22 protein-coding genes are annotated in these 25,841 nt (G+C 62.3%); 10 read left to right on the forward strand and 12 right to left on the reverse strand.

Annotated elements, in window-relative coordinates:
- Positions 1-326 precede the first annotated feature (326 nt).
- The 8 genes from J3P90_RS10420 to J3P90_RS10455 all read left to right on the forward strand — a co-directional run bounded on the left by J3P90_RS10420 (position 327) and on the right by J3P90_RS10455 (position 7,009).
- The gene (locus J3P90_RS10420; protein ID WP_420763542.1) at positions 327-1,175 is read left to right on the forward strand and encodes a transporter substrate-binding domain-containing protein; all 849 of its coding nucleotides are present in this window, start codon (positions 327-329) and stop codon (positions 1,173-1,175) included.
- A gap of 54 nt (positions 1,176-1,229) precedes the next feature.
- A complete protein-coding gene (locus J3P90_RS10425) occupies positions 1,230-1,892 on the forward strand; it encodes an amino acid ABC transporter permease (RefSeq protein WP_030141394.1) in 663 nt (220 codons plus the stop codon).
- Between the two features lie 9 nt (positions 1,893-1,901).
- The gene (locus J3P90_RS10430; RefSeq protein WP_434559501.1) at positions 1,902-2,564 is read left to right on the forward strand and encodes an amino acid ABC transporter permease; all 663 of its coding nucleotides are present in this window, start codon (positions 1,902-1,904) and stop codon (positions 2,562-2,564) included.
- Positions 2,561-3,349, forward strand: coding sequence for an amino acid ABC transporter ATP-binding protein (locus tag J3P90_RS10435; protein ID WP_434559499.1), 789 nt, complete (start codon positions 2,561-2,563; stop codon positions 3,347-3,349). The genes J3P90_RS10430 and J3P90_RS10435 overlap by 4 nt, the downstream gene beginning before the upstream one ends.
- 26 nt (positions 3,350-3,375) lie before the next feature.
- Positions 3,376-3,765 carry a RidA family protein gene (locus J3P90_RS10440; protein ID WP_264427496.1) on the forward strand — a complete coding sequence of 130 codons (390 nt, stop codon included), beginning with the start codon at positions 3,376-3,378 and terminating at the stop codon, positions 3,763-3,765.
- Positions 3,766-3,929: 164 nt separating this feature from the next.
- Positions 3,930-4,694, forward strand: a complete 765-nt coding sequence (locus J3P90_RS10445) for an IclR family transcriptional regulator (protein ID WP_420763545.1) — start codon at positions 3,930-3,932, stop codon at positions 4,692-4,694.
- Between the two features lie 29 nt (positions 4,695-4,723).
- A complete protein-coding gene (locus J3P90_RS10450) occupies positions 4,724-5,941 on the forward strand; it encodes an amino acid deaminase (RefSeq protein ID WP_434676282.1) in 1,218 nt (405 codons plus the stop codon).
- A 153-nt stretch (positions 5,942-6,094) separates the two neighbouring features.
- Positions 6,095-7,009, forward strand: coding sequence for a sugar kinase (locus tag J3P90_RS10455; protein WP_434676283.1), 915 nt, complete (start codon positions 6,095-6,097; stop codon positions 7,007-7,009).
- Between the two features lie 122 nt (positions 7,010-7,131).
- On the opposite strand, the gene J3P90_RS10460 is transcribed toward J3P90_RS10455, so the two are convergent.
- Both J3P90_RS10460 and J3P90_RS10465 read right to left on the reverse strand, forming a co-directional pair.
- On the reverse strand, positions 7,132-7,407 hold the full coding sequence (locus J3P90_RS10460) for a peptidylprolyl isomerase (RefSeq protein ID WP_019690952.1): 276 nt from the start codon (positions 7,405-7,407) through the stop codon (positions 7,132-7,134).
- 48 nt (positions 7,408-7,455) lie between these two features.
- The gene (locus J3P90_RS10465; RefSeq protein ID WP_434676284.1) at positions 7,456-9,993 is read right to left on the reverse strand and encodes a PAS domain S-box protein; all 2,538 of its coding nucleotides are present in this window, start codon (positions 9,991-9,993) and stop codon (positions 7,456-7,458) included.
- 133 nt (positions 9,994-10,126) lie between these two features.
- Here J3P90_RS10465 and J3P90_RS10470 point away from each other — a divergent pair, with 133 nt between their 5' ends.
- The gene (locus J3P90_RS10470; protein ID WP_420763549.1) at positions 10,127-11,245 is read left to right on the forward strand and encodes a PilT/PilU family type 4a pilus ATPase; all 1,119 of its coding nucleotides are present in this window, start codon (positions 10,127-10,129) and stop codon (positions 11,243-11,245) included.
- A 133-nt stretch (positions 11,246-11,378) separates the two neighbouring features.
- Here the strand turns inward: J3P90_RS10470 and J3P90_RS10475 are convergent, their stop codons facing one another.
- From J3P90_RS10475 to J3P90_RS10520, 10 genes are all read right to left on the reverse strand, one after another.
- Entirely contained in the window at positions 11,379-13,334 is a 1,956-nt protein-coding gene (locus J3P90_RS10475) for an acetoacetate--CoA ligase (protein WP_420763550.1), read from the reverse strand.
- Positions 13,335-13,495: 161 nt separating this feature from the next.
- Positions 13,496-14,272, reverse strand: coding sequence for a 3-hydroxybutyrate dehydrogenase (gene hbdH / locus J3P90_RS10480; RefSeq protein ID WP_420763551.1), 777 nt, complete (start codon positions 14,270-14,272; stop codon positions 13,496-13,498).
- 7 nt (positions 14,273-14,279) lie between these two features.
- Complete coding sequence (locus tag J3P90_RS10485) at positions 14,280-15,671, reverse strand: GntP family permease (RefSeq protein WP_420763552.1); 1,392 nt, start codon at positions 15,669-15,671, stop codon at positions 14,280-14,282.
- A 301-nt stretch (positions 15,672-15,972) separates the two neighbouring features.
- A complete protein-coding gene (locus J3P90_RS10490) occupies positions 15,973-17,388 on the reverse strand; it encodes a sigma-54 interaction domain-containing protein (protein WP_420763553.1) in 1,416 nt (471 codons plus the stop codon).
- A 144-nt stretch (positions 17,389-17,532) separates the two neighbouring features.
- Positions 17,533-19,113 carry an ABC transporter ATP-binding protein gene (locus J3P90_RS10495; RefSeq protein ID WP_420763554.1) on the reverse strand — a complete coding sequence of 527 codons (1,581 nt, stop codon included), beginning with the start codon at positions 19,111-19,113 and terminating at the stop codon, positions 17,533-17,535.
- Positions 19,114-19,126: 13 nt separating this feature from the next.
- The gene (locus tag J3P90_RS10500; protein WP_434559487.1) at positions 19,127-20,149 is read right to left on the reverse strand and encodes an ABC transporter permease; all 1,023 of its coding nucleotides are present in this window, start codon (positions 20,147-20,149) and stop codon (positions 19,127-19,129) included.
- Positions 20,149-21,207, reverse strand: coding sequence for a microcin C ABC transporter permease YejB (locus J3P90_RS10505; RefSeq protein WP_434559485.1), 1,059 nt, complete (start codon positions 21,205-21,207; stop codon positions 20,149-20,151). Before J3P90_RS10505 ends, J3P90_RS10500 begins: the two co-directional genes overlap by 1 nt.
- On the reverse strand, positions 21,207-23,075 hold the full coding sequence (locus tag J3P90_RS10510) for an extracellular solute-binding protein (protein WP_434676285.1): 1,869 nt from the start codon (positions 23,073-23,075) through the stop codon (positions 21,207-21,209). The genes J3P90_RS10505 and J3P90_RS10510 overlap by 1 nt, the downstream gene beginning before the upstream one ends.
- Before the next feature lie 129 nt (positions 23,076-23,204).
- A complete protein-coding gene (locus tag J3P90_RS10515; RefSeq protein WP_042610373.1) occupies positions 23,205-23,486 on the reverse strand; it encodes a peptidylprolyl isomerase in 282 nt (93 codons plus the stop codon).
- 73 nt (positions 23,487-23,559) lie between these two features.
- Positions 23,560-24,444 (reverse strand): esterase/lipase family protein, encoded by an 885-nt coding sequence (locus tag J3P90_RS10520; protein WP_434676286.1) that lies wholly within the window; start codon positions 24,442-24,444, stop codon positions 23,560-23,562.
- 324 nt (positions 24,445-24,768) lie between these two features.
- Between J3P90_RS10520 and J3P90_RS10525 the strand changes: the two genes are divergently transcribed.
- Positions 24,769-25,821 (forward strand): hypothetical protein, encoded by a 1,053-nt coding sequence (locus tag J3P90_RS10525; protein WP_434676287.1) that lies wholly within the window; start codon positions 24,769-24,771, stop codon positions 25,819-25,821.
- Positions 25,822-25,841 lie beyond the last annotated feature (20 nt).

A 25,841-nucleotide genomic window follows, 5' to 3' on the forward strand; every position in this document is an offset into this window, starting at 1 on the left:
GCCCAGGACCATAAGCAACACGTTCCGGCGACGCTACTGTCAGAGTTGACAGGTGGCGGCCCCGTTTCGGTGCGATGGGTGTATTGCGCCCCCGATAGGCTTCGTAATGGGGCCTTGTTACCCAGCGGCCGTAGCCATCGGTAGCAGCCGCGAGCGGGTCATGGTTGCGCCGCCCGATCCGCTGGATTTCTATCTTCCTGATTTCATTGACGTTCCATTTTTCACTCCACCGCATCGAAAGGCTGTGGCACACTTTCTGCTGTCTATTCCGTTGTTACATACCACATTCCGGTATAGCGGAATAAACTCACCCTGGAGTGCTTGCCATGCAACGCCGACCTTCCTTGTTCAAAGCGTGTGTTTTTCTCTTCGCGGCCACGACGGCCGCCATGGGTGTCGCCCAGGCGGCCGACAGCAAGCTGGACAGCGTGCTGCAACGCGGAAAATTGATCGTGGGCACGGGCAGCACCAATGCGCCGTGGCACTTCCAAGGAGCGGATGGCAAGTTGCAGGGGTTTGATATCGACATCGCGCGGATGGTCGCCAAGGGGCTGTTCAATGACCCGGAAAAAGTCGAGTTCGTGGTGCAATCATCCGATGCGCGGATTCCCAACCTGCTGACCGACAAGGTCGACATGAGCTGCCAGTTCATCACCGTCACCGCCAGCCGCGCCCAGCAAGTGGCGTTTACGCTGCCGTACTACCGCGAAGGGGTGGGCCTGCTGTTGCCGGCCAACAGCAAGTACAAGGAAATCGAGGACCTCAAGGCCGCCGATGACGACGTCACCGTGGCGGTGCTGCAAAACGTCTACGCCGAAGAACTGGTCCACCAGGCGCTGCCCAAGGCCAAGGTCGACCAATACGACAGCGTCGACCTGATGTACCAGGCGGTGAACTCCGGCCGCGCCGATGCCGCCGCCACCGACCAATCCTCGGTCAAGTACCTGATGGTGCAGAACCCCGGTCGCTACCGCAGCCCGGCCTACGCCTGGAGCCCGCAAACCTACGCCTGCGCGGTCAAGCGCGGCGACCAGGACTGGCTGAACTTCGTCAACACCACCCTGCACGAGGCCATGACCGGTGTGGAATTCCCCACCTATGCGGCGTCGTTCAAGCAGTGGTTCGGCGTTGAGTTGCCGTCTCCGGCGATCGGTTTCCCTGTTGAATTCAAATGACCCTGTGAGCCCGGGGCGCCCCTCGCGGGCGCACCGTCGAAGGTACTGCCGACCATGAATTATCAGTTGAATTTTGCCGCCGTCTGGCGCGATTTCGACACCTTGCTGGCGGGGCTTGGCCTGGGGCTTTCCCTCGCGCTGGTGTCGATCGCCATCGGTTGCGTGATCGGCCTGGCGATGGCGTTTGCGCTGCTCAGCAAGCATCGCTTGTTGCGGGTGTTGGCCTCGGTGTACGTCACCGTGATCCGCAACACGCCGATCCTGGTGCTGATCCTGTTGATCTACTTCGCCTTGCCGAGCCTGGGCATTCGCCTGGACAAGCTGCCGTCGTTCGTTATCACGCTCTCGCTGTACGCCGGGGCCTACCTGACCGAAGTGTTTCGCGGCGGGCTGTTGAGTATTCATAAGGGCCAGCGCGAAGCAGGGTTGGCGATCGGCCTGGGCGAGTGGCAGGTCAAGGCCTACGTCACCGTGCCGGTGATGCTGCGCAACGTGTTGCCGGCCCTGTCGAACAACTTCATTTCGCTGTTCAAGGACACCTCCCTGGCGGCGGCGATTGCCGTGCCGGAGCTGACCTATTACGCCCGCAAGATCAACGTGGAGAGCTACCGGGTGATCGAAACCTGGCTGGTGACCACGGCCCTGTATGTCGCGGCCTGTTACCTCATTGCCATGCTGCTGCGTTATTTCGAGCAGCGTCTGGCGATCCGCCGTTAGGAGTTTCCCATGTACGAATCCCCCAGTTGGTTGCACGAGTTGTGGGTCGCCCGGGACACTTTGTGGAGTGGCTTCCTGACCAGCGTGCAATGCTCGGCGCTGGCGATTGTGTTGGGCACATTGATCGGTCTCTTCGCCGGGTTGGCGCTGACATACGGGCGGGTCTGGATGCGCGCGCCGTTTCGTTTCTATGTCGACTTGATCCGCGGTACACCGGTGTTCGTGCTGGTGCTGGCTTGCTTCTACATGGCGCCGGCCCTGGGCTGGCAGATCGGTGCGTTCCAGGCCGGTGTGCTGGGCCTGACGCTGTTCTGCGGCTCTCACGTGGCCGAGATCGTGCGCGGCGCCCTGCAGGCGTTGCCCCGTGGGCAGATGGAAGCGAGCCAGGCCATTGGCCTGACATTCCAGCAGGCGCTGGGCTACGTGCTGTTGCCCCAGGCGTTGCGGCAGATCCTGCCGACCTGGGTCAATTCCTCCACCGAGATCGTCAAGGCCTCGACCCTGCTGTCGGTGATCGGTGTGGCCGAGTTGCTGCTCAGCACCCAGCAGATCATCGCCCGGACGTTCATGACCCTGGAGTTCTACCTGTTCGCCGGTTTTCTCTTTTTCATCATCAATTACGCCATCGAGTTGCTCGGGCGGCACATTGAAAAGCGGGTGGCCTTGCCATGACTGATATTTCCCTCTCCAACGCCCAACCGTTGCTGGACATTCGTGGCCTGCGCAAACAATACGGCCCGCTGGAAGTGCTCAAGGGCGTTGACCTGAGCATGCAGCGCGGCAACGTGGTCACGCTGATCGGCTCCAGTGGTTCGGGCAAGACCACGCTGCTGCGTTGCGTCAACATGCTGGAAGAATTCCAGGGCGGCCGGATCATGCTCGACGGCGAGTCCATCGGCTATGACGAGGTGGACGGCAAGCGTGTGCGCCACCCCGAGAAAGTCATCGCCCGGCACCGGGCCATGACCGGCATGGCCTTCCAGCAATTCAACCTGTTCCCGCATCTGACCGCGTTGCAGAACGTCACCCTGGGCCTGCTCAAGGTGAAAAAACTGCCCAAGGACGAAGCCGTGGCCCTGGCCGAAAAATGGCTGGAGCGGGTCGGCCTGCTGGAACGGCGCGATCACTTCCCCGGTCAGTTGTCCGGCGGTCAGCAGCAGCGCGTGGCGATTGCCCGGGCGATTGCGATGAACCCGAGCCTGATGCTGTTCGACGAAGTGACCTCGGCCCTGGATCCGGAACTGGTCGGCGAAGTATTGAACGTGATCAAGGGCCTGGCCGAAGACGGCATGACCATGCTGCTGGTGACCCACGAGATGCGCTTTGCCTTCGAAGTTTCGGACAAGATCGTCTTCATGAACCAGGGCCGCATTGAAGAGCAGGGGCCGCCGAAGCAATTGTTCGAGCGACCGCAATCGCCGCGCCTGGCGGAATTCCTCAAGAACACCCGTTTTTAACTTCCATTCAACAAGGAGATAAATCCATGAGCATTACCCGTTACGGCACCGGCAGCACCGCAGGCGGCGGCCAGCCACGGCCCTTCGCCCGCGCCGTGGAGGCCGATGGCTGGCTGCACGTGTCCGGCCAGGTGCCGGCAGTGAACGGCGAAATCATCGTTGGCGGTATCGTCGAGCAGACCCACCAGACCATGAAGAACCTGATCGCCATTCTCCAAGAGGCCGGTTATGGCCTGGAAGATGTGGTTCGCTGCGGTGTCTGGCTGGAAGACCCGCGGGATTTCTGGAGCTTCAACAAGGTGTTCGGTGAGTATTTCAGCCCGGAACACGCCCCGGCGCGGGCGTGTGTGCAGGCGAGCATGATGGTCGATTGCAAGGTCGAGATCGACTGTGTGGCCTACAAGAAAAAGGCCTGACCACGATCTTCTGGCGAATTCACTTCTGTGGCGAGGGAGCTTGCTCCCGCTGGCCTGCGCAGCAGGCCCATTCTTTACGACCGCTGCGCAGCCGAGCGGGAGCAAGCTCCCTCGCCACAATAAAGATACATGCGATTATGGGTGAAATTTCAGGGACCACAGACATGACCGAAGACACCATCAAACGCCGGGCCCGGGGATTGGATCGGGCGTTCGATATCCTCGATTTCCTCAAGGAGATCGGCCAGCCGTTGCGCCCGAACGACATCGCCAGCGGCATCGGCAGCCCCAAGTCCACGGTCTATGAGCTGGTGGCGTCGCTGCTGGAGCGTCGCATCCTCGAGCCGGTGGGCAAGGATGGCCATGTCTACCTGGGGCGCCAGTTGTACTTTCTCGGCCAGGCGCATTTGCGGCATTTCGACCTGAGCCGCGAAGCCGACCAGGCCTTGCAGGACATCGTCCGGCAGACCCGGGAAACCGCGCAGATGTGTCTGCTCAACGGGCGCAAATACACGGTCGCGCTGATGAAGGAGGGCGAGCGGCACTTTCGCATCTCTTCGGACATCGGTGAAAACGCGCCGATCCCCTGGACGGCCTCCGGTCGCCTGTTGCTGGCGCATCTGAGCGACCAGCAGATCATCGACCTGATCGACCCCGATGACTTCATCCTGCCGGACGGCGAACGCCTGCCGCTGGAGCGGTTTCTAGGAGAGATCCGCCAGGCCGGCATCGATGGATTTTTCTCCTTCGATAGCGTTGCCGACACCTTCACCCACTGCTTCGCCGCACCGGTCAAAGACCCCAACGGCGTGGCCATCGCGACCCTGTGCATCGTCGCCCCGAGGGCTGACGCCAAGAACAATTACGCCGACTACCGCCGGGTGCTGATCGAAAGCGCCAACCACCTGGCCCGTCGCATCAACGAATAGACAGCCTTGGCTGTGTGAGGAGTTCGAACATGTCTTCTGCCATTACTAACGCGGGCGTCGAGAAGGGCGCCGCGCCCATCGGCGCTCATTTGCTGCGGGACGTGAGCCTGCCGGCGCTGGTGCTGCATCGCGAGGCCCTGGAGCACAACATCCGATGGATGCAGAAATTTGTCAGTGACAGCGGTGCGCAGCTGGCGCCCCACGGCAAGACCAGCATGACCCCGGCGTTGTTTCGTCGCCAGATCGAAGCCGGCGCCTGGGGCCTGACTTTGGCCACGGCGGTGCAGACCCGTGCCGCCTACGCCCATGGCGTACGGCGCGTGCTGATGGCCAATCAATTGGTCGGCAAGCCCAACATGGCATTGATCGCCGATCTGCTGGCCGACCCGGCGTTCGAATTCCATTGCATGGTCGATCATCCGGACAACGTCGCCCAGCTCGGCGCTTATTTCGCTTCTCGCGGCGTGCGGCTGAACGTGATGATCGAATACGGCGTCGTCGGCGGTCGTTGCGGTTGCCGTACCGAAGCCGAGGTGCTGGCCCTGGCCGAGGCCATCGGAGCGCAACCGGCACTGGCATTGACCGGCATCGAAGGCTATGAAGGGGTCATCCACGGTGATCATGCCGTCAGCGGCATCCGCGCATTCGCCGCTTCCCTGGTGGGGCTGGCCATGCAGTTGCAGGACAGCGGCGCGTTTGCCATCGACAAACCCATCATCACCGCCTCGGGGTCGGCCTGGTACGACTTGATCGCTGAATCTTTCGAAGCCCGCAACGCCCAGGGCCGTTTCCTCAGCGTGCTGCGCCCCGGCAGTTACGTGGCCCACGACCATGGCATCTACAAGGAGGCCCAATGCTGCGTACTGGAGCGGCGCAGCGATTTGCACGAAGGCTTGCGTCCGGCCCTGGAAGTCTGGGCCCACGTGCAGTCGATGCCGGAGCCGGGCTTCGCGGTGATCGCCCTGGGCAAGCGCGACGTGGCCTACGACGCCGGGCTGCCGGTGCCGCTCAAGCGCTACAAGGCGGATTCTGATTCGGTGGCAGGCGACGATGTCAGCGCCTGCAAGGTGACGGCGGTGATGGACCAGCATGCGTTCATGACCGTAGCGCCAGGCGTTGAGCTGCGGGTGGGCGACATCGTTGCGTTTGGCACCTCCCACCCGTGCCTGACGTTCGACAAGTGGCGAGTGGGAAGCCTGGTGGACGAGCAGTTGCGGGTGGTTGAGAGCATGGAAACCTGTTTCTAGGGCTTGAGACCGAGTCGCGGCTATCGCGAGCAGGCTCGCTCCCACATTGGATTTGTTGTGAATACAAAACCAGTATTCATCCACGATCCCTGTGGGAGCGAGCTTGCTCGCGATAGCGGTCCGCAATACACCACCGAACCATCAGGAACATCCATGAGCAACACTAAACCCCGCATCGCCCTGATCGGCGAATGCATGATCGAACTGCAACACCGCGCCGACGGCAGCCTGCAGCAAAGCTTCGGCGGCGACACGCTGAACACTGCGGTGTATCTGTCCCGTGCGTTGGGCGACAAAGGCTCGGTGGATTACGTCACCGCCCTGGGCGACGACTCTTTCAGCGATGCCATGTGCCAGAGCTGGGCTTCGGAAAACATCGGGTTGGAAAGGGTCCAGCGTTTGCCCGGTCGTCTGCCGGGCCTGTATTGCATCCAGACCGATGCGGCGGGCGAGCGGCGTTTCCTGTACTGGCGCAACGAGGCTGCCGTGCGGGATTGCTTCACCACGCCGGCCGCCGTGCCGATCCTGGAAGCGTTGCCCGGATACGACGTGCTGTATTTCAGCGGCATCACCCTGGCGGTGATTGGCGAGCAGGGCCGGCGCAAACTCATCGAGACCCTGATCGAGGCACGGCGCCGGGGCGCGCAGGTGGTGTTCGACAACAATTACCGGCCACGGCTCTGGGCCTCGGTCGAGGCGGCCCGGGCGGCCTATCGCAGCGTATTGCCCTATGTGGAGCTGGCGTTGCTGACCGTGGATGACGAACAAGCACTGTTCGGCCATGCCGACAGTGACGCAGTGTTCATCGCCTATGAGCAACTGGGGACACCGGAAGTGGTACTCAAGCGCGGCGCCGAGGCGTGCCTGATTCGTTGTGATGGCCGGTCTTATGACGTGCCGGCCCAACGGGTAGAGCGCGTGGTGGATACGACAGCGGCGGGGGACTCGTTCAGCGCCGCCTATCTGGCGAGTCGCTTGCTGGGGGGCAGCCCGGCGGAGGCGGCCGAGGCCGGGCATTTGCTGGCGAGCCGGGTGATCCAGGTGCCGGGGGCATTGATACCAAAGTAGCGGGATGACACAGAACCTGTGGGAGCGAGCCTGCTCGCGAAAGCGTTGGGTCAGCTTGCACAAATGTTGACTGGACCGCCGCCTTCGCGAGCAGGCTCGCTCCCACAGGGGCCAGCAACGCTTCAATCCCGGTAAAACACCTGCACCAGGTGATAGCCAAACTTGCTCTTGATCGGCCCATGCACCACCCGCAGTGGTTTCTTGAAGATCACCGCGTCGATGGCGCCGACCATTTGCCCGGGCCGCACTTCACCCAGGTCGCCGCCGCGCTTGCCGGAGGGGCAGGTGGAGTATTTCTTTGCCAACACGTCGAACGCTTCGCCCTTGGCGATGCGTTGTTTGAGCTGTTCGGCTTCTTCGGCGGTTTTCACCAGGATATGGCGGGCTTGGGCTTTCATTGCGGCACAGACCTGAAGGGGGCGAAAGGGCGGCGATTATGCCTCAAGTCAGTGGTCATGGTTGATCATCGTCCGAATCTTGTTGGCCAACAGGTCCAGGGTAAACGGCTTGGCGACCATGTCCATGCCCTGATCCAGGAAACCTTGGCGTTCGGCGGCTTTCTGCGCATAGCCGGTCATGAACAGCACCTTCAAGCCGGGCCGGTGCTGACGGGCGATTTCCGCCAGCTGGCGGCCGTTCATGCCCGGCAGACCGACGTCGGTCACCAGCAGATCGATGCGTTGCTCGGATTCGAGCAATACCAGCGCCCGCTTGGCGTCCTCGGCTTCGAGGGCGGTGTAGCCCAGGGTGGCGAGCAGGTCGAGCACCAGCATGCGCACCGCCGGTTCGTCCTCCACCAGCAACACCGTTTCGCCGGCGATGACGGGCGGAGCGTCGGTGGTAGTCGGTGCCGTTGCCTGTTCCGCCGGCGCGACGTGCAGGCGCGGCAGGTACAACTGCACGCGCGTACCTTGGCCCGGGACACTGTCCAGGCTCAGGTGACCGCCAGATTGCTGGGCGAAACCATAAATCATCGACAGCCCCAGGCCGGTGCCCTGGCCGATGGGCTTGGTAGTGAAAAACGGATCGAAGGCCTTTGCCAACACGGCGGGGGTCATGCCGCTGCCGTTGTCGCGCACGGCGATCATCACGTAATCGCCGGCCTTCACCGGCTCCAGCGTGCTGATGTCGCTGCCGTCGAGGTAGACGTTGGCGGTCTCGATGTTCAACTCGCCGCCATCGGGCATCGCGTCCCGGGCGTTGATGACCAGGTTGAGCAAGGCGTTTTCCAATTGGCTGGCATCGGTGCTGACCGGCCACAACTCGCCGGCCAGTTGCAGTCGCAGCACAATGTGATCGCCGGTGGTGCGGCTCAGCAGGTCTTCAAGCGAGCGAACCAGCGTATTGGCATCCAGAGGCTTGCGGTCCAGTGACTGGCGTCGGGAAAAAGCCAGCAGGCGGTGGGTCAGGGCGGCGGCGCGGTTGGCCGATGAAATCGCAGCTTCGGTAAAACGGCCGATCTCGGCGGCACGACCGGAGGCGATGTAGCGCTGCATCAAGTCGAGGCTGCCGAGGATGCCAGTGAGCATGTTGTTGAAGTCATGGGCGATGCCGCCGGTGAGTTGGCCCACGGCTTCCATCTTCTGCGCATGGCGCAGGGCTTCTTCGGCGCGTTCGCGTTCGAACATCTCGCTTTGCAGTCGGTGGTTGGCCTCGGCTAGCTGCTGGGTGCGGGCGATCACCCTTTCTTCCAGCGTTTCGTTGAGGTGGCGCAGGGCTTCCTCGGTTTTCTTGCGCTCGGTTTCGTCGATGACAAAAATGTAAAAACCGTTCACCGATCCGTCGGCGCCACGGCGTGGCAGGTAGTTGATCAACGCATGGCGCGGCCGGCCGTCGCGGTGGGGCGACTCTACGGTGAAACTGCACGGCTTGCCCGCCAGGGCGCCGGCGATCTGTTCGGCTCGGGCGGCGTAGGCCTCGTCGCCGATGACCTCACGGATGGTCTTGCCGTAGAGCTCTTGCGGCGTCAGCCCGTACCAATTCAGGTAGGCACTGTTGTTCAGCCGGAAACGCTCCTCGCGGTCGACGTAGCCGATCAGCACCGGCATGGCGTTGATGATCAGTTGCAGCTCGGTCTGGCTCTGGCGCAAGGCATGTTCGGTGCGCTTGCGTTCGGTCAGGTCCAGCGCCGCGCCGAGAAAGCGCTTGGGCCGGCCATGGCGATCCTTGTAGCAACGTCCACGCACGAACACCCAGCGCAGCTCGCCGTGGGGCTGCTGCAGCCGATACTCCTCGGCGTACTCGGTGCCATGGGTGATGCAGTGCTTGATGCTGCGCGCAACCATCGCCCGATCTTCCGGGTGGACGCCCTCGAGATAGGCGCTGATGGGCAATTGCCTTGACAGGGCCGGGTCGACGCCATGGAGGAGGGCAAAATGCGCGTCGGCGATGAAGCGATCCTCGCCGATGTCCCAGTCCCAGGTGCCCAACGCATCGGTGGCCGCCAAGGCCAGTTGCAAGCGTTCTTCGCTTTCCTGCTGGGCCTTGAGGCTGGCCTCGGAGCGCCGTTCGAATTCCTGAGCCAGGCGTCGCCGCTCGCCCGTCTCGATGGCAGTGATCAGAATTCCGGCGACGCTGGCGTTTTCGTCATGGATCGGGCTGTAGGTCAGGTCCAGCCAGACATCGCAGAGGCGGCCGCCAAATGGCATGCGCCAACGTTGATCGCGGCAGGTGCGCACCCGGCCCTGCAACACGCTGCGATAAACCCCTTCGGTTTCGCTGCGAAGTTCGGGCCAGGCCGTGTGGGTTGGCTGGCCAAACGCCCTGGGGTGCTTGTCGCCGACCAATCGCGCATAGGCGTCGTTGTACAGATGGATCAACTGCGGTCCCCACAGCACGGCCATCGGCATGGGCGAATGGACCACGATGTCCACGGCGGTGCGCAGGCTCGGGGGCCAGGTTTCTTGGGCGCCCAGCGGGCTGGAAGTCCAGTCCAGACGGGCGATCAACTGCTGTGTGTCGCTGCTGGCAGGTACTGCATTCATCACGGGAATCCCTGGATGTCATGTCGATGCTGCGGCTTCTACTATCCTCTGAAGAAGGTAAGCGCGGGTTGATCTGAAGTTTTTCTGGCTCGGGTCAGCGTGTCCATTGAAGTTCGCGGAAGTTTTTATAGTCATGGAAATTGATCCTTTACTGCGAGTCCTGGCAAGCCAGGACGGCTCCGACCTCTACATGTCCACCGGCGCGCCGCCCTGCGCGCGTTTCGAAGGTGTGCTCAAGCCGCTGAGCAACCAGGCGTTCAAGGTTGGCGACATCGCTGGGCTTGCCGAGTCATTGATGGACGCCGAACAGCGCCTTGAGTTCGATCGGGAATTGGAAATGAACCTGGCGATCTCCCTGGCCGGTGTCGGACGGTTTCGCGTCAACATCTTCAAACAGCGCAATGACGTGTCCATGGTCATACGCAACGTCAAGCTGGATATCCCGCGTTTCGAAGACCTGAAGCTGCCCAAGGTGCTGCTCGAAACCATCATGCACAAACAAGGGCTCATGCTGTTCGTCGGCGCCACGGGCTCGGGCAAATCCACATCACTGGCGGCGCTGATCGACTACCGCAACCGCAACAGCAGCGGCCATATCATCACCATCGAGGACCCGGTGGAATATATTCACCGGCACAAGAAATCCATCGTCAACCAGCGAGAAGTCGGTGTGGATACCCGCAGCTTCCACGCCGCTCTCAAGAACACCCTGCGCCAGGCGCCGGACGTAGTGCTGATTGGCGAAATACGCGACCGCGAGACCATGGAACACGCCTTGGCCTTCGCCGACACCGGCCATCTGGTGATTTCCACCCTGCATGCCCACAACGCCAACCAGGCCCTGGACCGGGTGGTCAATTTCTTCCCGGAAGAACGCCGGCCGCAACTGCTGCAGGATCTGGGCAACAACCTCAAGGCGTTTGTCTCCCAGCGGCTGGTGCGCACGCGCACCGGCCAGCGGCGGGCGGCCGTGGAGGTGATGCTCGGCTCGCCCACGGTGGCCGACCTGATCCGTCGCAACGAGTTGGGCGAGCTCAAAGGCATCATGGAAAAATCCGAGGAACTGGGGATGCAAACGTTCGACCAGGCGCTGTTCAACCTGGTGGTGGAAGGGGCGATCGATGAAGAAGAGGCGTTGAAGAACGCCGATTCGGCGAACAATCTGCGCTTGCGGCTCAAGCTCCATGCCGAATCGGGAGCGGCGCCACCGGCTGAGCCATCGGCGGGCGGGGAATGGGGGCTCATGGACTGATCGGTTGGTAGTGCGACCGCGTTATCGTTCATCGCGAGCAGGCTCGCTCCCACAAGGGATTTGGGTGCAAACGGTCCCCTGTGGGAGCGAGCTTGCCCGCGATGAGGCCCTCAAGCCCAGCAAAACATTCAGATCAGGTCGCAAGCTCCACCCGCCCACGAAACTGCTCCAGCGCCTCGGGATTGGCCAGTGCATCGGTGTTCTTTACCGCCTCGCCATGCACCACGTTGCGCACCGCCAGTTCCACCACCTTGCCGCTGATGGTGCGTGGGATATCGTTGACCGCGAGGATTTTCGCCGGCACGTGGCGCGGTGTAGTGTTGGCGCGGATGACCTGGCGGATCTTCTGCTCCAAGGCGTCGTCCAGCACCAAGCCCTCTCGCAGGCGCACAAACAGCACCACCCGCACATCACCCTGCCATTGCTGGCCGATGGCGACGCTGTCCAGGACTTCCTCGACTTTTTCCACCTGCCGATAGATTTCCGCCGTGCCGATGCGCACGCCACCGGGGTTGAGCACCGCGTCGGAGCGGCCGTGGATCAGCAGGCCGCCGTGGGGCAGCTCTTCGGCGTAGTCCCCCTGGGCCCACACGCCCGGGAACTGGCTGAAATAGGAGGCGCGAAGTTTCTCCCGCTGGGGATCATTCCACAGCCCGATGGGCATCGCCGGGAAATGCCGGGTGCAGACCAGTTCGCCTTTTTCGCCAACCACCGCTTCGCCGGCTTCGTTCCAGACCTGCACCGCCATACCCAAGCTCTTGCCTTGCATCTCGCCACGGCGCACAGGGGCCAGCGGATTGCCGTTGACGAAGCACGACACGATGTCAGTGCCGCCGGACATCGAGGCCAGGCAAACATCGGCCTTGAAGTCGCGGTAGACATAATCGTAACTGTGGGGCGCCAAGGCTGATCCCGTGGACAGGATCGTCCTCAGGCTGCCCAGGTCGTGGGTCTGGCGTGGCTTGATGCCTTGGCTTTCCAGGGCGGCCAGGTATTTGGGGCTGGTGCCGAATACGCTGATGCCTTGTCGGTCGATCAGGTCGAGCAGGCGTTCCGGGCTGGGGTGGAACGGCGACCCGTCATAGAGCACAACCGCGCTGCCCACGGCCAGCGCCGACACCAGCCAATTCCACATCATCCAGCCGCAGGTGGTGTAGTAGAACAGCCGGTCTTCGGGGCCCAGGTCGACGTGCAGGCCATGTTCCTTGAGATGTTGCAGCAGCACGCCACCGGTGCCGTGGACGATGCACTTCGGCACCCCGGTGGTGCCGCTGGAATAGAGAATGTACAGCGGGTGATCGAACGGCACGGGGTTGAACACCGGCTCGCCGCCGCATTGGTAGAAACCGTCCCACAGGGCCACGCGGGCCGGGGTCTTGAAATCTTCGACGCGGGCGTCGGGCTGGGCGTAGGGCAGTACGATCAATTGTTGCAGCGACGGTAGCCGTTCGAGGATTTCGTTGACCTTGGGCCGCTGGTCGATGGTTTTCCCGGCGTAGCGATAACCGGCGCAGGTGATCAGGACCTTGGGTTCTATCTGACCGAACCGGTCGATGACGCCCTGGGTGCCGAAATCCGGCGATGAACATGACCAGATGGCGCCCAGGCTGGTGGTGGCGAGCATGCACACCAGCGTCTGCCAGGTGTTGGGCATGCAAGCGGCGACCCGATCGCCCTGGGTCACGCCAGCGCCTTGCAGGCTTTTTTGCAGGCCGGCGACATGGGCGGCGAGATCGGCCCAGGTCAGCGTTTCTTCGCCGCCGTTTTCATCGAGTGCGACCACTGCCACGGCGCTGTCGCGGCGACGCAGCAAGTGTTCGGCGAAATTCAGCGTCGCCCCTGGGAACCAGCGGGCACTGGGCATCTGCGGGCCTTCGTCGAGCACCGCGCCAGGCGCTTGATGGAAGCGGATCTCGAAAAAGTCGACGATGGCCTGCCAGAAGGCTTCGCGGTGGTCGGTGCTCCAGGCATGCAGGGTTGGGTAGTCGTTGAGTTGCAGCGAGTGCCGTTCGTTGACGAACCGGCGAAAGGCGTCCATTCGCGACTGGGCGATGCGTTCGGGGCTGGGGTGCCAAAGGATGTCGGACATGGTTTGCCTCTTGTTTTGGGGCTTACAAATAGTTCAGCACAAGGCGCCGGATGTGGCGAGGGAGCTTGCTCCCGCTGGCCTGCGAAGCGGGCCCAAGAGGCGCCTGCTGCGCAGCCGAGCGGGAGCAAGCCCCCTCGCCACAAAAGCTCGACGGCGCGGCGTTATTGAGCCAACCACCCACCATCAATATTCCACGCCGCGCCCCGCACCTGGCTGCCCGCTTCACTGCACAGGAACAGCACCAGCTCACCCAACTGCGGCGGGGTCACGAACTCCAGGGACGGTTGCTTCTCGGCCAGCAGATCATGCTGGGCCTGTTGCGGGTCCACACCCGTGGCGATGCGGTCGTCGATCTGCTTCTGCACCAGCGGCGTCAGGACCCAGCCCGGGCAGATGGCGTTGCACGTGACGTTGCTGGCGGCAGTCTCCAGGCCCACTACCTTGGTCAACCCGATCACCCCGTGCTTGGCCGCGACGTACGCCGCCTTGCCCACCGAACCGACCTGGCCATGCACCGAGGCAATGTTGACGATCCGTCCCCAGCCCTTGGCGCGCATGCCCGGAAGGCTCAGGCGGGTGGCGTGGAACACCGAGGACAGGTTGATCGCAATGATCGAATCCCAGCGCTCCACCGGGAAATCCTCCACGGCCGCCACGTGCTGGATGCCGGCATTGTTCACCAGGATGTCGACACCGCCGAATTCGCGCTCGGCGTAAGCGAGCATGTCGGCGATCTGCGCGGGGTCGCTGACGTCGGCCGGATGATGGCCGACCTTGACGCCGTGTCGAGCGACTTCGGCGACCACCGCCGAAGCATCGCCAAAGCCGTTGAGGATCAGGTTGGCGCCGGCCTTGGCCAGGCTCAGGGCGATGCCCAGGCCGATGCCGCTGGTGGAGCCGGTGACCAGGGCCGTCTTGCCGGAAAGGGTGGTTGTCATGGGAACCTCACACAATGCCAGTGGCGTAGAACACACCGATCACGAAGAACACCGCGAGGGTCTTGATCAGCGTAATACAGAAAATGTCTTTGTAGGCTTCACGGTGGGTCAGGCCCGTGACCGCCAGCAAGGTGATGACCGCGCCGTTGTGGGGCAGGGTGTCCATGCCGCCGCTGGCCATGGCCGCTACCCGGTGAAGCACTTCCAGTGGGATGTTGGCGGCGTTGGCGGCGCTGATGAAGGTTTGCGACATCGCCGCCAGGGCAATGCTCATGCCACCCGACGCGGACCCGGTGATGCCCGCCAGCAGCGTCACGGTCACGGCTTCGTTGACCAGCGGATTGGGGATGTTCTTGAGCCAGTCGGCGAGCACCAGGAAGCCCGGCAGGGAGGCGATCACCGCACCGAAACCGTATTCCGACGCGGTGTTCATGGCCGCGAGCAACGCACCGCCCACCGCGCTCTTGCTGCCTTCGGCCAGCTTGCTGCGAATGGCTCGGAAACCGAACAACAGCACCATGACGATGCCCACCAGCAAGGCCGCTTGCACGGCCCAGATCGCCGTGAGCTTGGCGATGTCGCTGGTCACCGGCGCTGCCATGCCCGGCAGGGCCAGGCTATGGGTCTTGCCGTACCACTGTGGGATCCACTGGGTGAACAGCAGGTTCATGACCCCTACCGCCAGCAATGGCGAAACGGCGATCCAGGGGTTGGGCAGCTTGATGTCTTCGGCGGTTTCCGGCTCGTTGCGCAGCTCGGTACCGTAGCCTTCGCCCGTGCGCTGGGCCTTGTTGCGTTGGCGCTGCAAGAACAGCATGCCGAAGCTGAACACGAATATCGTACCGATCACGCCCAGCCACGGCGCTGCCCAGGCAGTGGTATTGAAGAAGGTGCTGGGGATGATGTTCTGGATCTGTGGCGTGCCGGGCAGGGCGTCCATCGTGAACGAAAAAGCGCCGAGGGCGATGGTGGCCGGGATCAACCGCTTGGGAATGTTGCTCTGGCGGAACATCTCGGCCGCGAACGGATAAACCGCAAAGACCACGACGAACAGCGACACGCCGCCATAGGTGAGCAGCGCGCACACCAGCACGATCACCAGCATGGCCTGGCGCGTGCCCAGCAGGCGAATCGCCGCCGCGACGATGGAGCGGGAAAACCCCGACAGCTCGATCAGTTTGCCGAACACGGCGCCGAGCAGGAACACCGGGAAGTAGAGTTTGATGAAGCCGACCATCTTGTCCATGAACACCCCGGTGAAGGCTGGGGCAACGGCGGACGGATCGGTGAGCAACACCGCGCCGAGGGCGGCGATGGGGGCAAAAAGAATGACGCTGTAGCCACGGTAGGCGGCAACCATCAGCAGCGTGAGGGCTGCCAAGGCAATGATCACACTCATGGTGTGTCTCCTGGATTGTTATTTTTGTGGGTGATGCGGTGGGGAGGGCTATAGCGAGTTTTGTGCCAGTTGTTTAACTTATTGAAATGTAAGGAATTTATTGAGGTGGGCGACGTGAGCTTGGAAAGTGCGTCTCTGTTTTGAGATTTTTGTTGGGATTACTGGCCTCATCGCGAGCAGGCTCGCTCCACAGGTGAACTAGGATGGCAGGGAGAACGCCCGTTCCTGTGGGAGCGAGCCTGCTCGCGATGAGCGCGAAGCGCTCCAATCCATATGTCTAAATAAGGAGAATTGAGTCTCTTTATTGAGACTCAGCAATCCCCAGCGCCACCATTTTCTTGTAAAGCGTCGACCGCCCCAGTCCCAACCGCTCGGCTGCCTCAATCACCCGCCCACCGCATTGCGCGAGGGTGGTCTCGATCAAATGTCGATCGAATCGGGCCCGGGCCTGGCTGAAGGTTTCCTGGGGCAACGGCTCGAGGCTCGGACTCGCCGCGCGTACCACCGGCGTGAAAGTACCGATGGCGGCACGAATGTCGGCGGCGGTGAGCATCAGGTCGTCGCTGAGCAGCGCGGCCCGTTCCAGCACGTTGCGCAACTCCCGGATGTTGCCCGGCCAGGCGTGCTGGCCCAGCAGGTCGAGGGCGTCGGGATTCAGTTCGTGCTGGCTGCGCAATTCTTCGAGGATCGCCTCGCTCAGGGCCGGCAGGTCATCCAGGCGTTCGCGCAGCGGCGGGACCTGGATGGGCAGCACATTGAGGCGGTAATACAGATCCGCCCGGAATTCGCCACGCTGGATCGCCGCCTCCAGGTTGGTGGAGGTCGCGGCAATCACCCGAACATCGCTTTGCAGTACTTCATTGGAGCCGACCGGTTCGTATTCCTTTTCCTGCAACACGCGCAGCAGTTTGCTTTGCAAGGGCAGCGGCATATCGCCGATTTCGTCGAGGAACAATGTGCCGCCCTGGGCGATTTGCAGCTTGCCGGCGCGGCCCTTGCGGTCGGCACCGGTGAAGGCGCCTGGCGCGGTGCCGAAGAATTCGGCTTCCAGCAAGGATTCGGGGATGGCGGCGCTGTTGATGCTGACAAACGCCTTGTGCGCACGCGGCGAAGCACCGTGAATCGCCTGGGCCAGAAGCTCCTTGCCGGTGCCGGTTTCGCCGAGGAGCAATACCGGGGAGTCGGTGCTGGCGCTGCGTCGGGCACGGCGCTTGACCTCGAGTCCCGCAGCGCTGGTGCCGATGAAATGGGCAAAGTTGTACTTGGTCTGCCGTGCCCGCAACAGCGAGCGGGTAGAGGCCAGTTCTTCCTGCATGCTCAGGTAGCGTTTGAGCATCGGCGACAGGCTGCGCAACTCGTCGAACAGGGCAAAACCGATGGCGCCGATCACCGCGCCGGCACTGTCATGGATCGGCAGGCGCATCACCACCAGCGGTTCCTTGGGCGTGTCCTGCATGTCCAGCAGGATCGGCCGCCCGGTACGCACCACCTCTCGCAACAAGCTGCCCGGAATGACGCTTTCGCAAGCCCGGCCGATGGCCTCTTGCGCCGAATTCAGGCCGAAGCGACGAGCGTAGCGCTCGTTCATCCAGACGATGTTTGCATCGCGGTCGACGATCACCGTGCCTTCGCTGGACTGCTCGATGATTTCGAACAACGAGCGGATCGCCAGCGTACGCACGCGCTTGTAATCCTTGAGGCTTTCGGTGGAGTTCATGATCGGATCCGGGTTGTGTGTTGCTTGTCAGGCCCCCATCGCGAGCAAGCTCGCCCCCACATTTGGCCTTCAGTGCAACACCGGCCAATGTGGGAGCGAGCTTGCTCGCGATGGGCGCGACACGAAGCTACGCCATGCGCCGCATTATGCCCACTCTGGATGCGCCGCCGCCAACAACTCCTTGGTATACGGGTGCTGGGGTGAATCGAACACATCATGGCTGGGGCCTTGCTCGACCACCTTGCCGTCCTTGATCACGATCATGTCGTGGGCCAGGGCGCGGACCACCGCCAGGTCGTGACTGATGAACAGGTAGGTCAGGCCGTATTTTTCCTGGAGCTGGCGGAGCAGGGCGACCACCTGCTTTTGCACGGTGCGGTCGAGGGCGGACGTAGGTTCGTCAAGCAGGATCAGGGCGGGCTTGAGCACCAATGCCCGGGCAATGGCGATGCGTTGGCGCTGCCCACCGGAAAACTCGTGGGGGTAGCGATGCCGGCTCTGCGGGTCGAGGCCGACCTCCTTGAGCGCCTGGATCACCTGGGCTTCGCATTGCTCGGCACTGGACCGGCTGTGGACCTCCAGGCCTTCACTGATGATCTGTTGCACTGACATTCGCGGGCTGAGGCTGCCGAACGGGTCCTGGAAGACGATCTGCATCTGCTTGCGCCATGGCCGAAGCTCTTTATGCGACAGATGATCAAGCGCCTGGCCCTGGAAGCGAATGCTGCCTTCGGACTCTATCAGCCGCAGGATGGCCTGGCCGAGGGTGGATTTGCCGGAACCGGATTCGCCGACGATGCCCAGGGTCTTGCCACGCTGGATATTCAGGCTGATGCCGTCCACGGCTTGCAGGTACTGCTTGCGCCGGAACAATCCGCCACCGAGGGGAAAGCTGACGCGCAGTTCCTGCACTTGCAGGACGTCTTCGCGTTCGTCCCGGGGCAGGGCTTCGCCTTCCGGTTCGGCGTTCAGCAATTCGCAGCTATAAGGGTGGCGGGGGGCGCTGAACAAGGTTTCGCAGGGCGCCTGCTCGACAATCTCCCCGGCCTTCATCACGCACACCCGCTGCGCGATGCTGCGCACCAGGTTGAGGTCGTGGCTGATCAGCAGCAGGGACATGCCCAGGCGCTGCTGCAACGATTTGAGCAGCAGCAGGATCTTGCGCTGCACCGTTACGTCCAGGGCGGTGGTCGGTTCGTCGGCGATAAGAAGCTCCGGCTCGCAGGCCAGGGCCATGGCGATCATGACGCGCTGGCGCTGGCCGCCCGATAGCTGGTGCGGATAGGCCTTGAGTCGTTCGGCGGGTTTCTGGATGCCGACCAGGGCCAGCAATTCCAGGATGCGCTGGCGCGCGGCCTTGCCGCCCAGGCCGCGATGCAGCATCAGTGTTTCGCCGATCTGCTTTTCGACGCTGTGCAGCGGATTCAGCGAAGTCATCGGCTCCTGGAAGATCATTGCGATCCGATTGCCGCGCAGTTCCCGTAGCGTCTTGGCCTCGGCACCCACCAGTTCTTCGCCGCGATAGCAAATGCTGCCGGTGGTGCGCGTGCCGGTTTCCGGCAGCAGTTGCAGGATGGAATGGGCCGTCACCGACTTGCCGGAGCCCGACTCGCCCACCAGCGCCAGGCATTCGCCTTGGCGGATGTCCAGGCACAGGTTGCGCACCACCGTCTGGCCGTTGAAGGCCACGCTCAGGTCACGGATTTCGATCAGGTTTTCGCTCATCTAAAGGTTCCGCTCATGACCGAGGGTCGAACGCGTCTCGCAACGCTTCGCCGATAAACACCAACAGAGAAAGAATCAGCGCCAAAGTAAAAAACGCCGTCAGCCCCAGCCACGGCGCTTGCAGGTTCTGCTTGCCCTGCGCGATCAGCTCACCCAGGGATGCGCTGCCGGCCGGCATGCCGAATCCCAGGAAATCCAGCGCTGTCAGGGTGGAGATCGCCCCGGTGAGAATGAACGGCAGGTAGCTCAGGGTGGCGTTCATGGCATTGGGCAGTATGTGCCGCACGATGACCTTGCGGTCGGTCAGGCCCAGCGCCCGCGCGGCTTTCACGTATTCGAGGTTGCGCCCGCGCAGGAATTCGGCACGCACCACGTCCACCAGCGCGAGCCAGGAGAACAGCGCCATGATACCCAGCAGCCACCAGAAGTTCGGCTCGACGAAACCCGACAGGATGATCAGCAGGTACAGCACCGGCAAACCGGACCAGACTTCCAGCAGGCGTTGCCCCAGCAGGTCCACCCAGCCGCCGTAGTAACCTTGCAGGGCACCGGCGGCAATGCCGATCAGCGCGCTGATGGCGGTCAGCGCCAGGGCGAACAGGATCGACACCCGCGCGCCGAATATGACCCGCGCCATCACGTCCCGTGCCTGGTCGTCGGTGCCCAGCCAGTTCACCCTCGACGGCGGGCTTGGGGCCGGCCGCTCAAGGTCATAGTTGGGCGTGTCGTCGCTGAAAGGAATAGGCGGAAACAGCAGCCAGCCGTTGCCCTGGTGAATCAGGTCCTGCACATAGCTGCTGCGATAGTCAGCCTGGAACGGCAATTGACCGCCGAACTGCTGTTCGGTGTAGCGCTTGAACACCGGGAAATACAACGAGCCTTGGTAGCTCACCACCAAGGGCTTGTCATTGGCGATCAATTCCCCACCCAGGGTCAAGACGAAAAGCCCGATGAACAGCCACAGCGACCACCAGCCGCGACGGTTTTTCCTGAAACGTTCGAAACGCCGCCGCCCCAGGGGCGATAACTTGAACATCAGGCGTTCCTCGCGGCGAAGTCGATGCGCGGGTCCACCAGGGTGTAGCAAAGATCGCCGATGAGTTTGATCAGCAGGCCGAACAACGTGAAGATAAACAGCGAGCCGAACACCACTGGATAGTCCCGGGACACGGCGGCCTCATAGCTCATGCGTCCCAGGCCGTCGAGGGAGAAGATCACCTCGATCAGCAAAGAACCGGCGAAGAACACGCTGATGAACGCCTGGGGAATGCCCGACACCACCAGCAGCATGGCATTGCGAAACACGTGTCCATACAGCACGCGTCGTTCACTCATCCCCTTGGCTCGCGCCGTGACCACGTATTGGCGGGTGATTTCGTTGAGGAACGAGTTCTTGGTCAGGATCGTCAGGGTAGCGAAGCCGCCGATGACCAACGACGTGACGGGTAGCACCAGGTGCCAGAAATAGTCGGCGACCTTGCCCAGCGTCGAAAGGGACTCGAAGTTGTCCGAGACGAGCCCGCGCACCGGGAACCAATTGAGCGAGGTGCCGCCAGCGAAGATCACGATCAGGAACATCGCGAACAGGAACGCCGGCATGGCGTAGCCGATAATAATTGCGGTGCTGCTCCAGACATCGAATGCCGAACCGTGGTGTACCGCCTTGCGAATACCCAGGGGAATCGACACGAGGTAGGTGATCAGCGTAGCCCAGAGCCCGAGGGAGATGGTCACCGGCATTTTTTCCAGAATCAGGTCGGTGACCGTGGCACCGCGGAAGAAGCTTTTGCCGAAGTCCAGGCGGGCGTAGCTGGTGAGCATCAGCCACAAGCGTTCATGGGCGGGCTTGTCGAAGCCGTACTGTTTTTCGATGTCCTTGATCAATTGCGGATCCAGGCCTCGGCTGGCGCGGGAGCTACCGGTCATGGCATTGCCCGAGCTGCCGACGCTGGCGCCGCCGATGCCCTGCAGGTGAGCGATCGCCTGCTCCACCGGCCCGCCTGGCGCGGCCTGGACGATCACGAAGTTCACCAGCAGGATGATCACCAGCGTGGGAATGATCAGCAGCAAGCGCCGCGCAATGTAAGCCCACATCAGTGATGCCCTCCAGGCGAGCCACGCTTGATGCGTTCGGCGGTCATCTGTTCGTTGGTCAGTGGCGTGGTGCTGACTTCCCACCAGCTCTCGATGGCTTCGTCATTGCTCGCCTGGACTTTCGGCATGCCGAAGCGATTCCACCAGACCGTCGAGCTGCCTGGCGGGTAATAGTTGGGAATCCAGTAGTAGTTCCATTGCAGCACCCGGTCCAGCGCATGGGCATGGCGGAGCATGTCGTCCTGGGTGCTGGCTTTGACCAGGCCATCGATGAGGGCGTCCACGGCAGGATTCTGCAAGGCCATGTAGTTGTTGGCTCCCGGGTCGTTCGCCGCCGCCGAGCCGAAATAATTGTAAAGCTCCGTGCCCGGCGAAGTGCTGACCGGGTAGCCGGTAATGATCATGTCGTAGTCGCGGCTCATCAGGCGATTGACGTACTGGGACGAGTCGATGCGCCGGATGTGCATGTCGACGCCGATCTGTGCGAGGGTGCGCTTGTAAGGCAACAACAGGCGGTCTATTCCGTTTTGCGTGACCAGGAACGTGAAGCTCAGTGGCTCGCCTTCGGCATTGACCAGGCGGTCGCCTTCAGGTTTCCAGCCGGCCTGTTCCAATAGCGCCAGGGCCTGCAATTGCTTGTCGCGGATGACCCCGCTGCCGTCGGTCTTCGGCGCTTGGAACACCTGGGTGAACACCTCTTGCGGTACTTTGCCGCGCAGCGGTTCGAGAATCGCCAGTTCCCCCGCGTCGGGGAGCTCCCGGGCGGCGAGGTCGGTGTTGGAAAAAAAGCTCTGCTGGCGCACGTAGAGGTTGCGCATCATCTGGCGATTGCTCCACTCGAAGTCCCAGAGCATGGCCAGCGCCTGGCGTACGCGGCGGTCCCGGAATTGTGGCCGTTGCAGATTGAACACAAAACCCTGGGCCGGCTGGGGCGCCTCGGTGGCAAGGTGGGCTTTTTGCAGCCGACCGTCGCGCAGGGCCGGGCTGTCGTAGCCGATGGAAAAGCCCGTGGCGGAGAACTCGCGGTTGTAATCGTAGGCGCCGCCACGCAAGACCTGCCGGGCCACGTCGGTGTCGCCGAAGTATTCGATACTGAAGTGGTCGAAGTTGTAGAGCCCGCGGCTGACCGGCAGGTCTTTGCCCCACCAGTCGGCGTTGCGCTCGAAGGTGATGCTGCGGCCCGAGTCGACCTTGCTCACCCTGTACGGTCCGCTGCCCAGAGGCGCCTCGTAACCGCCGCCGTTGGCGAAGTCGCGACTCTTCCACCAGTGCTCGGGAAAAACCGGCAGGGTGGCGATGTCCAGGGGCAGGGTGCGGCTTTCGTTATTCTTGAAGTCGAAGCGAACGGTTCGTTCCGATTCCACCTCGACACCTTTGACGGCGGCGAACTGCGTGCGATAGCGCAGGCTGCCCTGGGTCATCAGCAGGTCGAAGCTGTAGCGCACGTCTTGCGCGGTGATGGGCTTGCCATCGGCGAAACGCGCCTTGGGATTGAGGTAGAAGCGCAGGGACAGGCCATCTTCGGCGCGTTCCATTTTTTCGGCGACAAGGCCGTAGACGGTATAGGGTTCGTCCAGGGAGCGTTGGGCCAGCGGCGAATAGAGCATGCCGTCGACCTGGCTGACGCCGATGCCTTTGTCGATATAAGGCAGCACATGGTCGAAATGGCCGATCTCCACGGCCGAGCGGCGCATCGTCCCGCCCTTGGGGGCCTGGGGATTGGCGTAGGCAAAATGGGCGAAGCCTTCGGCGTACTTGGCCGGTTCGCCATAAACGGTCAGGGCATGTTGGGGGGCGGCATTCACGCCTGCGGCGCCAGTCAGCAGGACCACGGCAGTGAACAGCCAGGAGGGAAAAGCCAGTCGCATTGTCAGCCTTAAAGCCGGGTGATCGATGAGTGCGATTTGTACGCGAGGGACGCGCTGATCGCCAGCCCTTCGCATGGCTCAAGCATGACAGCCCGCCCTAAGGCGGACCGTCGTGTCGATAAACCGAAATCAGTCCTGGCGGCTGGTTACTTCCAGCAGGTGATAGCCGAACTGGGTCTTGACCGGGCCTTGAACCACATTGATCGGAGCGCTGAATACCACGGTGTCGAATTCCTTGACCATCTGGCCCGGGCCGAACGAGCCCAGGTCGCCGCCCTGACGGCTGGATGGGCATGTGGAGTTGGTTTTGGCGACTTCAGCGAAATCAGCGCCAGCTTCAATCTGGGCCTTGAGTTCGTTGCACTTGTCTTCGCTGGAAACCAGGATGTGGCGGGCAGTGGCTTTGGCCATGGAGGTATTTCCTTTCAGTGTCGTAAAGCGCCCAGCCTACCGGAATCAGTCCGCGGTTGTTGCCAAAATTGCGTCAGAGTCCGACGATCCGCAAGCGTTCTGCATGTTTCACGTAGAGCTCCATCGGGTCGTTTCCCTTGCGCCAGCCTCCGTCAGCGCCCTGGTTGAGGGTGTCCAAGTGATCCATTGGGTAGTCGGAGCGGATCACCTTGCCCAGGTGGGAGCTGAAGCGTCCGACGATGCCATCGTTCTGTCCCGCCTCGGTGGTGAAATATTCGGAAAAAGCGCGGCAGAAGTCATGCAACGGATCGGGCGCGCTATTGCCGGCTTGTTTCGCGGTTTCCTGCACCGTGCCACTCCAAGAGTAATACCGCACGCCGTTAACCAATTGCGGCCCGTTGCCGCCCCAATGTCGGGGCAAGCCTTGCGGATACCTGTCATTGAATGCGCCTACGCCTTCGGTAGTCAGCGCCGCCAGCGCTGCGATGGCGTTTTGCGGAAGCTGTGCCTGGCCACTGAGCAGTGAAATGAAATCGGCGAAAAGCGTGGCGACCCGGTTCGCCACGTGTTCCGGCAAACGACCAGGCGTGAGGGCCTTGCGCAGGAAATCAGCGAGTTCCGACCCTTGGTTGGGGCCGCTGACGGAGGTGACCGAGGCGACACTGCCGGGCGCCAGGGCGGCGGCATAACGAGCGGCCAACGCGCCTTGCCCGTGGCCGATAAGGTTGACCTTCGCGGCCCCGGTTCCTTCGAGAACCCGGTCCATCTGAGCCAGCAACTGTTCGCCGCGCGCTTCGTTGGAGTGGGTGGCCGACACGTACGGGACGAATACTCGGGCGCCGGCATTGCACAACGCCTGTCTGACGTCGTGAAAAAGTTCGAGCGGGCCGACCCTGTCGAACCCGAACAAACCATGTACCAAAAGGATGGGGAAGCGGGTGGTTGCATTCCGTTGCATGTTCGTACCTTTTTCGAAGAGGTTCATGTTGAGTTTGCGGCACCACTCTAATCCAGGCCGTTAGTGAGCGGTGTAGGACCAAACCGTTACTAGCTGTGGAAACAGGAATAGAAAGCACGAGAAATTTTCCTCAAAAGCCAGACGACTCCTGCGGTTTCGGACGCTTCCGATAACCGATTGCCCTTCAAGCCACATCTCAAGGAGCGAGAGACCACGCAACTTGTCGCCTCGTCTGGCTGCGCGTCCCGGGCCGGAGAGTTCTAATGGTTTCATCCGGTGTCGCTATGGAAGCGGTGCCCCTTTCCAAGGGACTGGAGCCTGGAAATGACCATTGAATCAACTGTACGAAAAAGCCGGCCTCCATCGCGAAAGCTGCCCGCGCCTTTGCTGGCGAGGGCCCGCGAAGGCATCATCGACCCTGCCTGGAGCAAGGCCGTCATCACCGTCAAGCCGTACCCGCTCATGTCCTGTGGCGACGAGCTGATGTTGTATTGGCGCGGGCTCAATAACGAAGGCGAGCAGTACCACCATCAAATTCGCCGGTTCGTCACGGAGCGGCAGGTCGGGCGCGAGCTTGTCTTTGTTGTACGCGAACCGCATATCGCCGAACTCGACGGCGGCTCGCTGGAAATTTCGTACCGGGTCATTGGCAAGCAGTTGCCGACCGAATTGGCCTCACAGGCCCTTCAGTTGCAAATTGGCGACGTGGCGCCGCTGCTGCTGCCACCCATCGCCAATGATGCGGTGGGTGGGCACCTTGATCCGGGGCGGGTGCCTGAAGGCACGACGATGACCGTGCGGCCTTATTCGAGAATGGCGGCCGGTGATCGACTGATCCTTCTGGCCAGCCGCGATTCCAAGCCATTGTGGCGGGATGTGCTGGACATAGAGGCTCATGCAGTGGGCGAAAAAGTATCGTTCTGGATCGATCATGGAGACATCGCTTCCCATATCGGGCACTCGTTGACCGTGGCTTATGTCGTCAGGCGCGGACATTCGATACGTCGAGCCGAGCCGCTGTCCGTCTGGATCGGTCCTCTGGTACGCCCAGCGCTGGTCGCGCCGAGGGTATTGGAGTTGATGGAGGGTGAGCTGGATGTCGACGGGCTCCATGGCGCAGCGACGGTGGTGATCGACGGCGTAGGGCTGGAGGCGGGCGAACGGGTTTGGTTGCAATGCGACGGCAGCTACTCGGATGCCCAGGAGCGGGAAATCACCGAGGCCACGGCCGGCCAGCCAGTTGTCTTCACGGTGCCGATTGCCTATTGGCAGGAGCAGGGCGGCCAATCGGTCCGCCTGTTCTATCAGGTTGAGCGTCTGGATGATGTAAGCCAGCGCTCGCCGGAGATCACCATTGAAGTTCGCGCCAGGCCGTAACGAAGGATCCGCAATGAAAA

The organism is Pseudomonas sp. D3-10, assembly GCF_051132175.1.
Lineage (GTDB): Bacteria > Pseudomonadota > Gammaproteobacteria > Pseudomonadales > Pseudomonadaceae > Aquipseudomonas.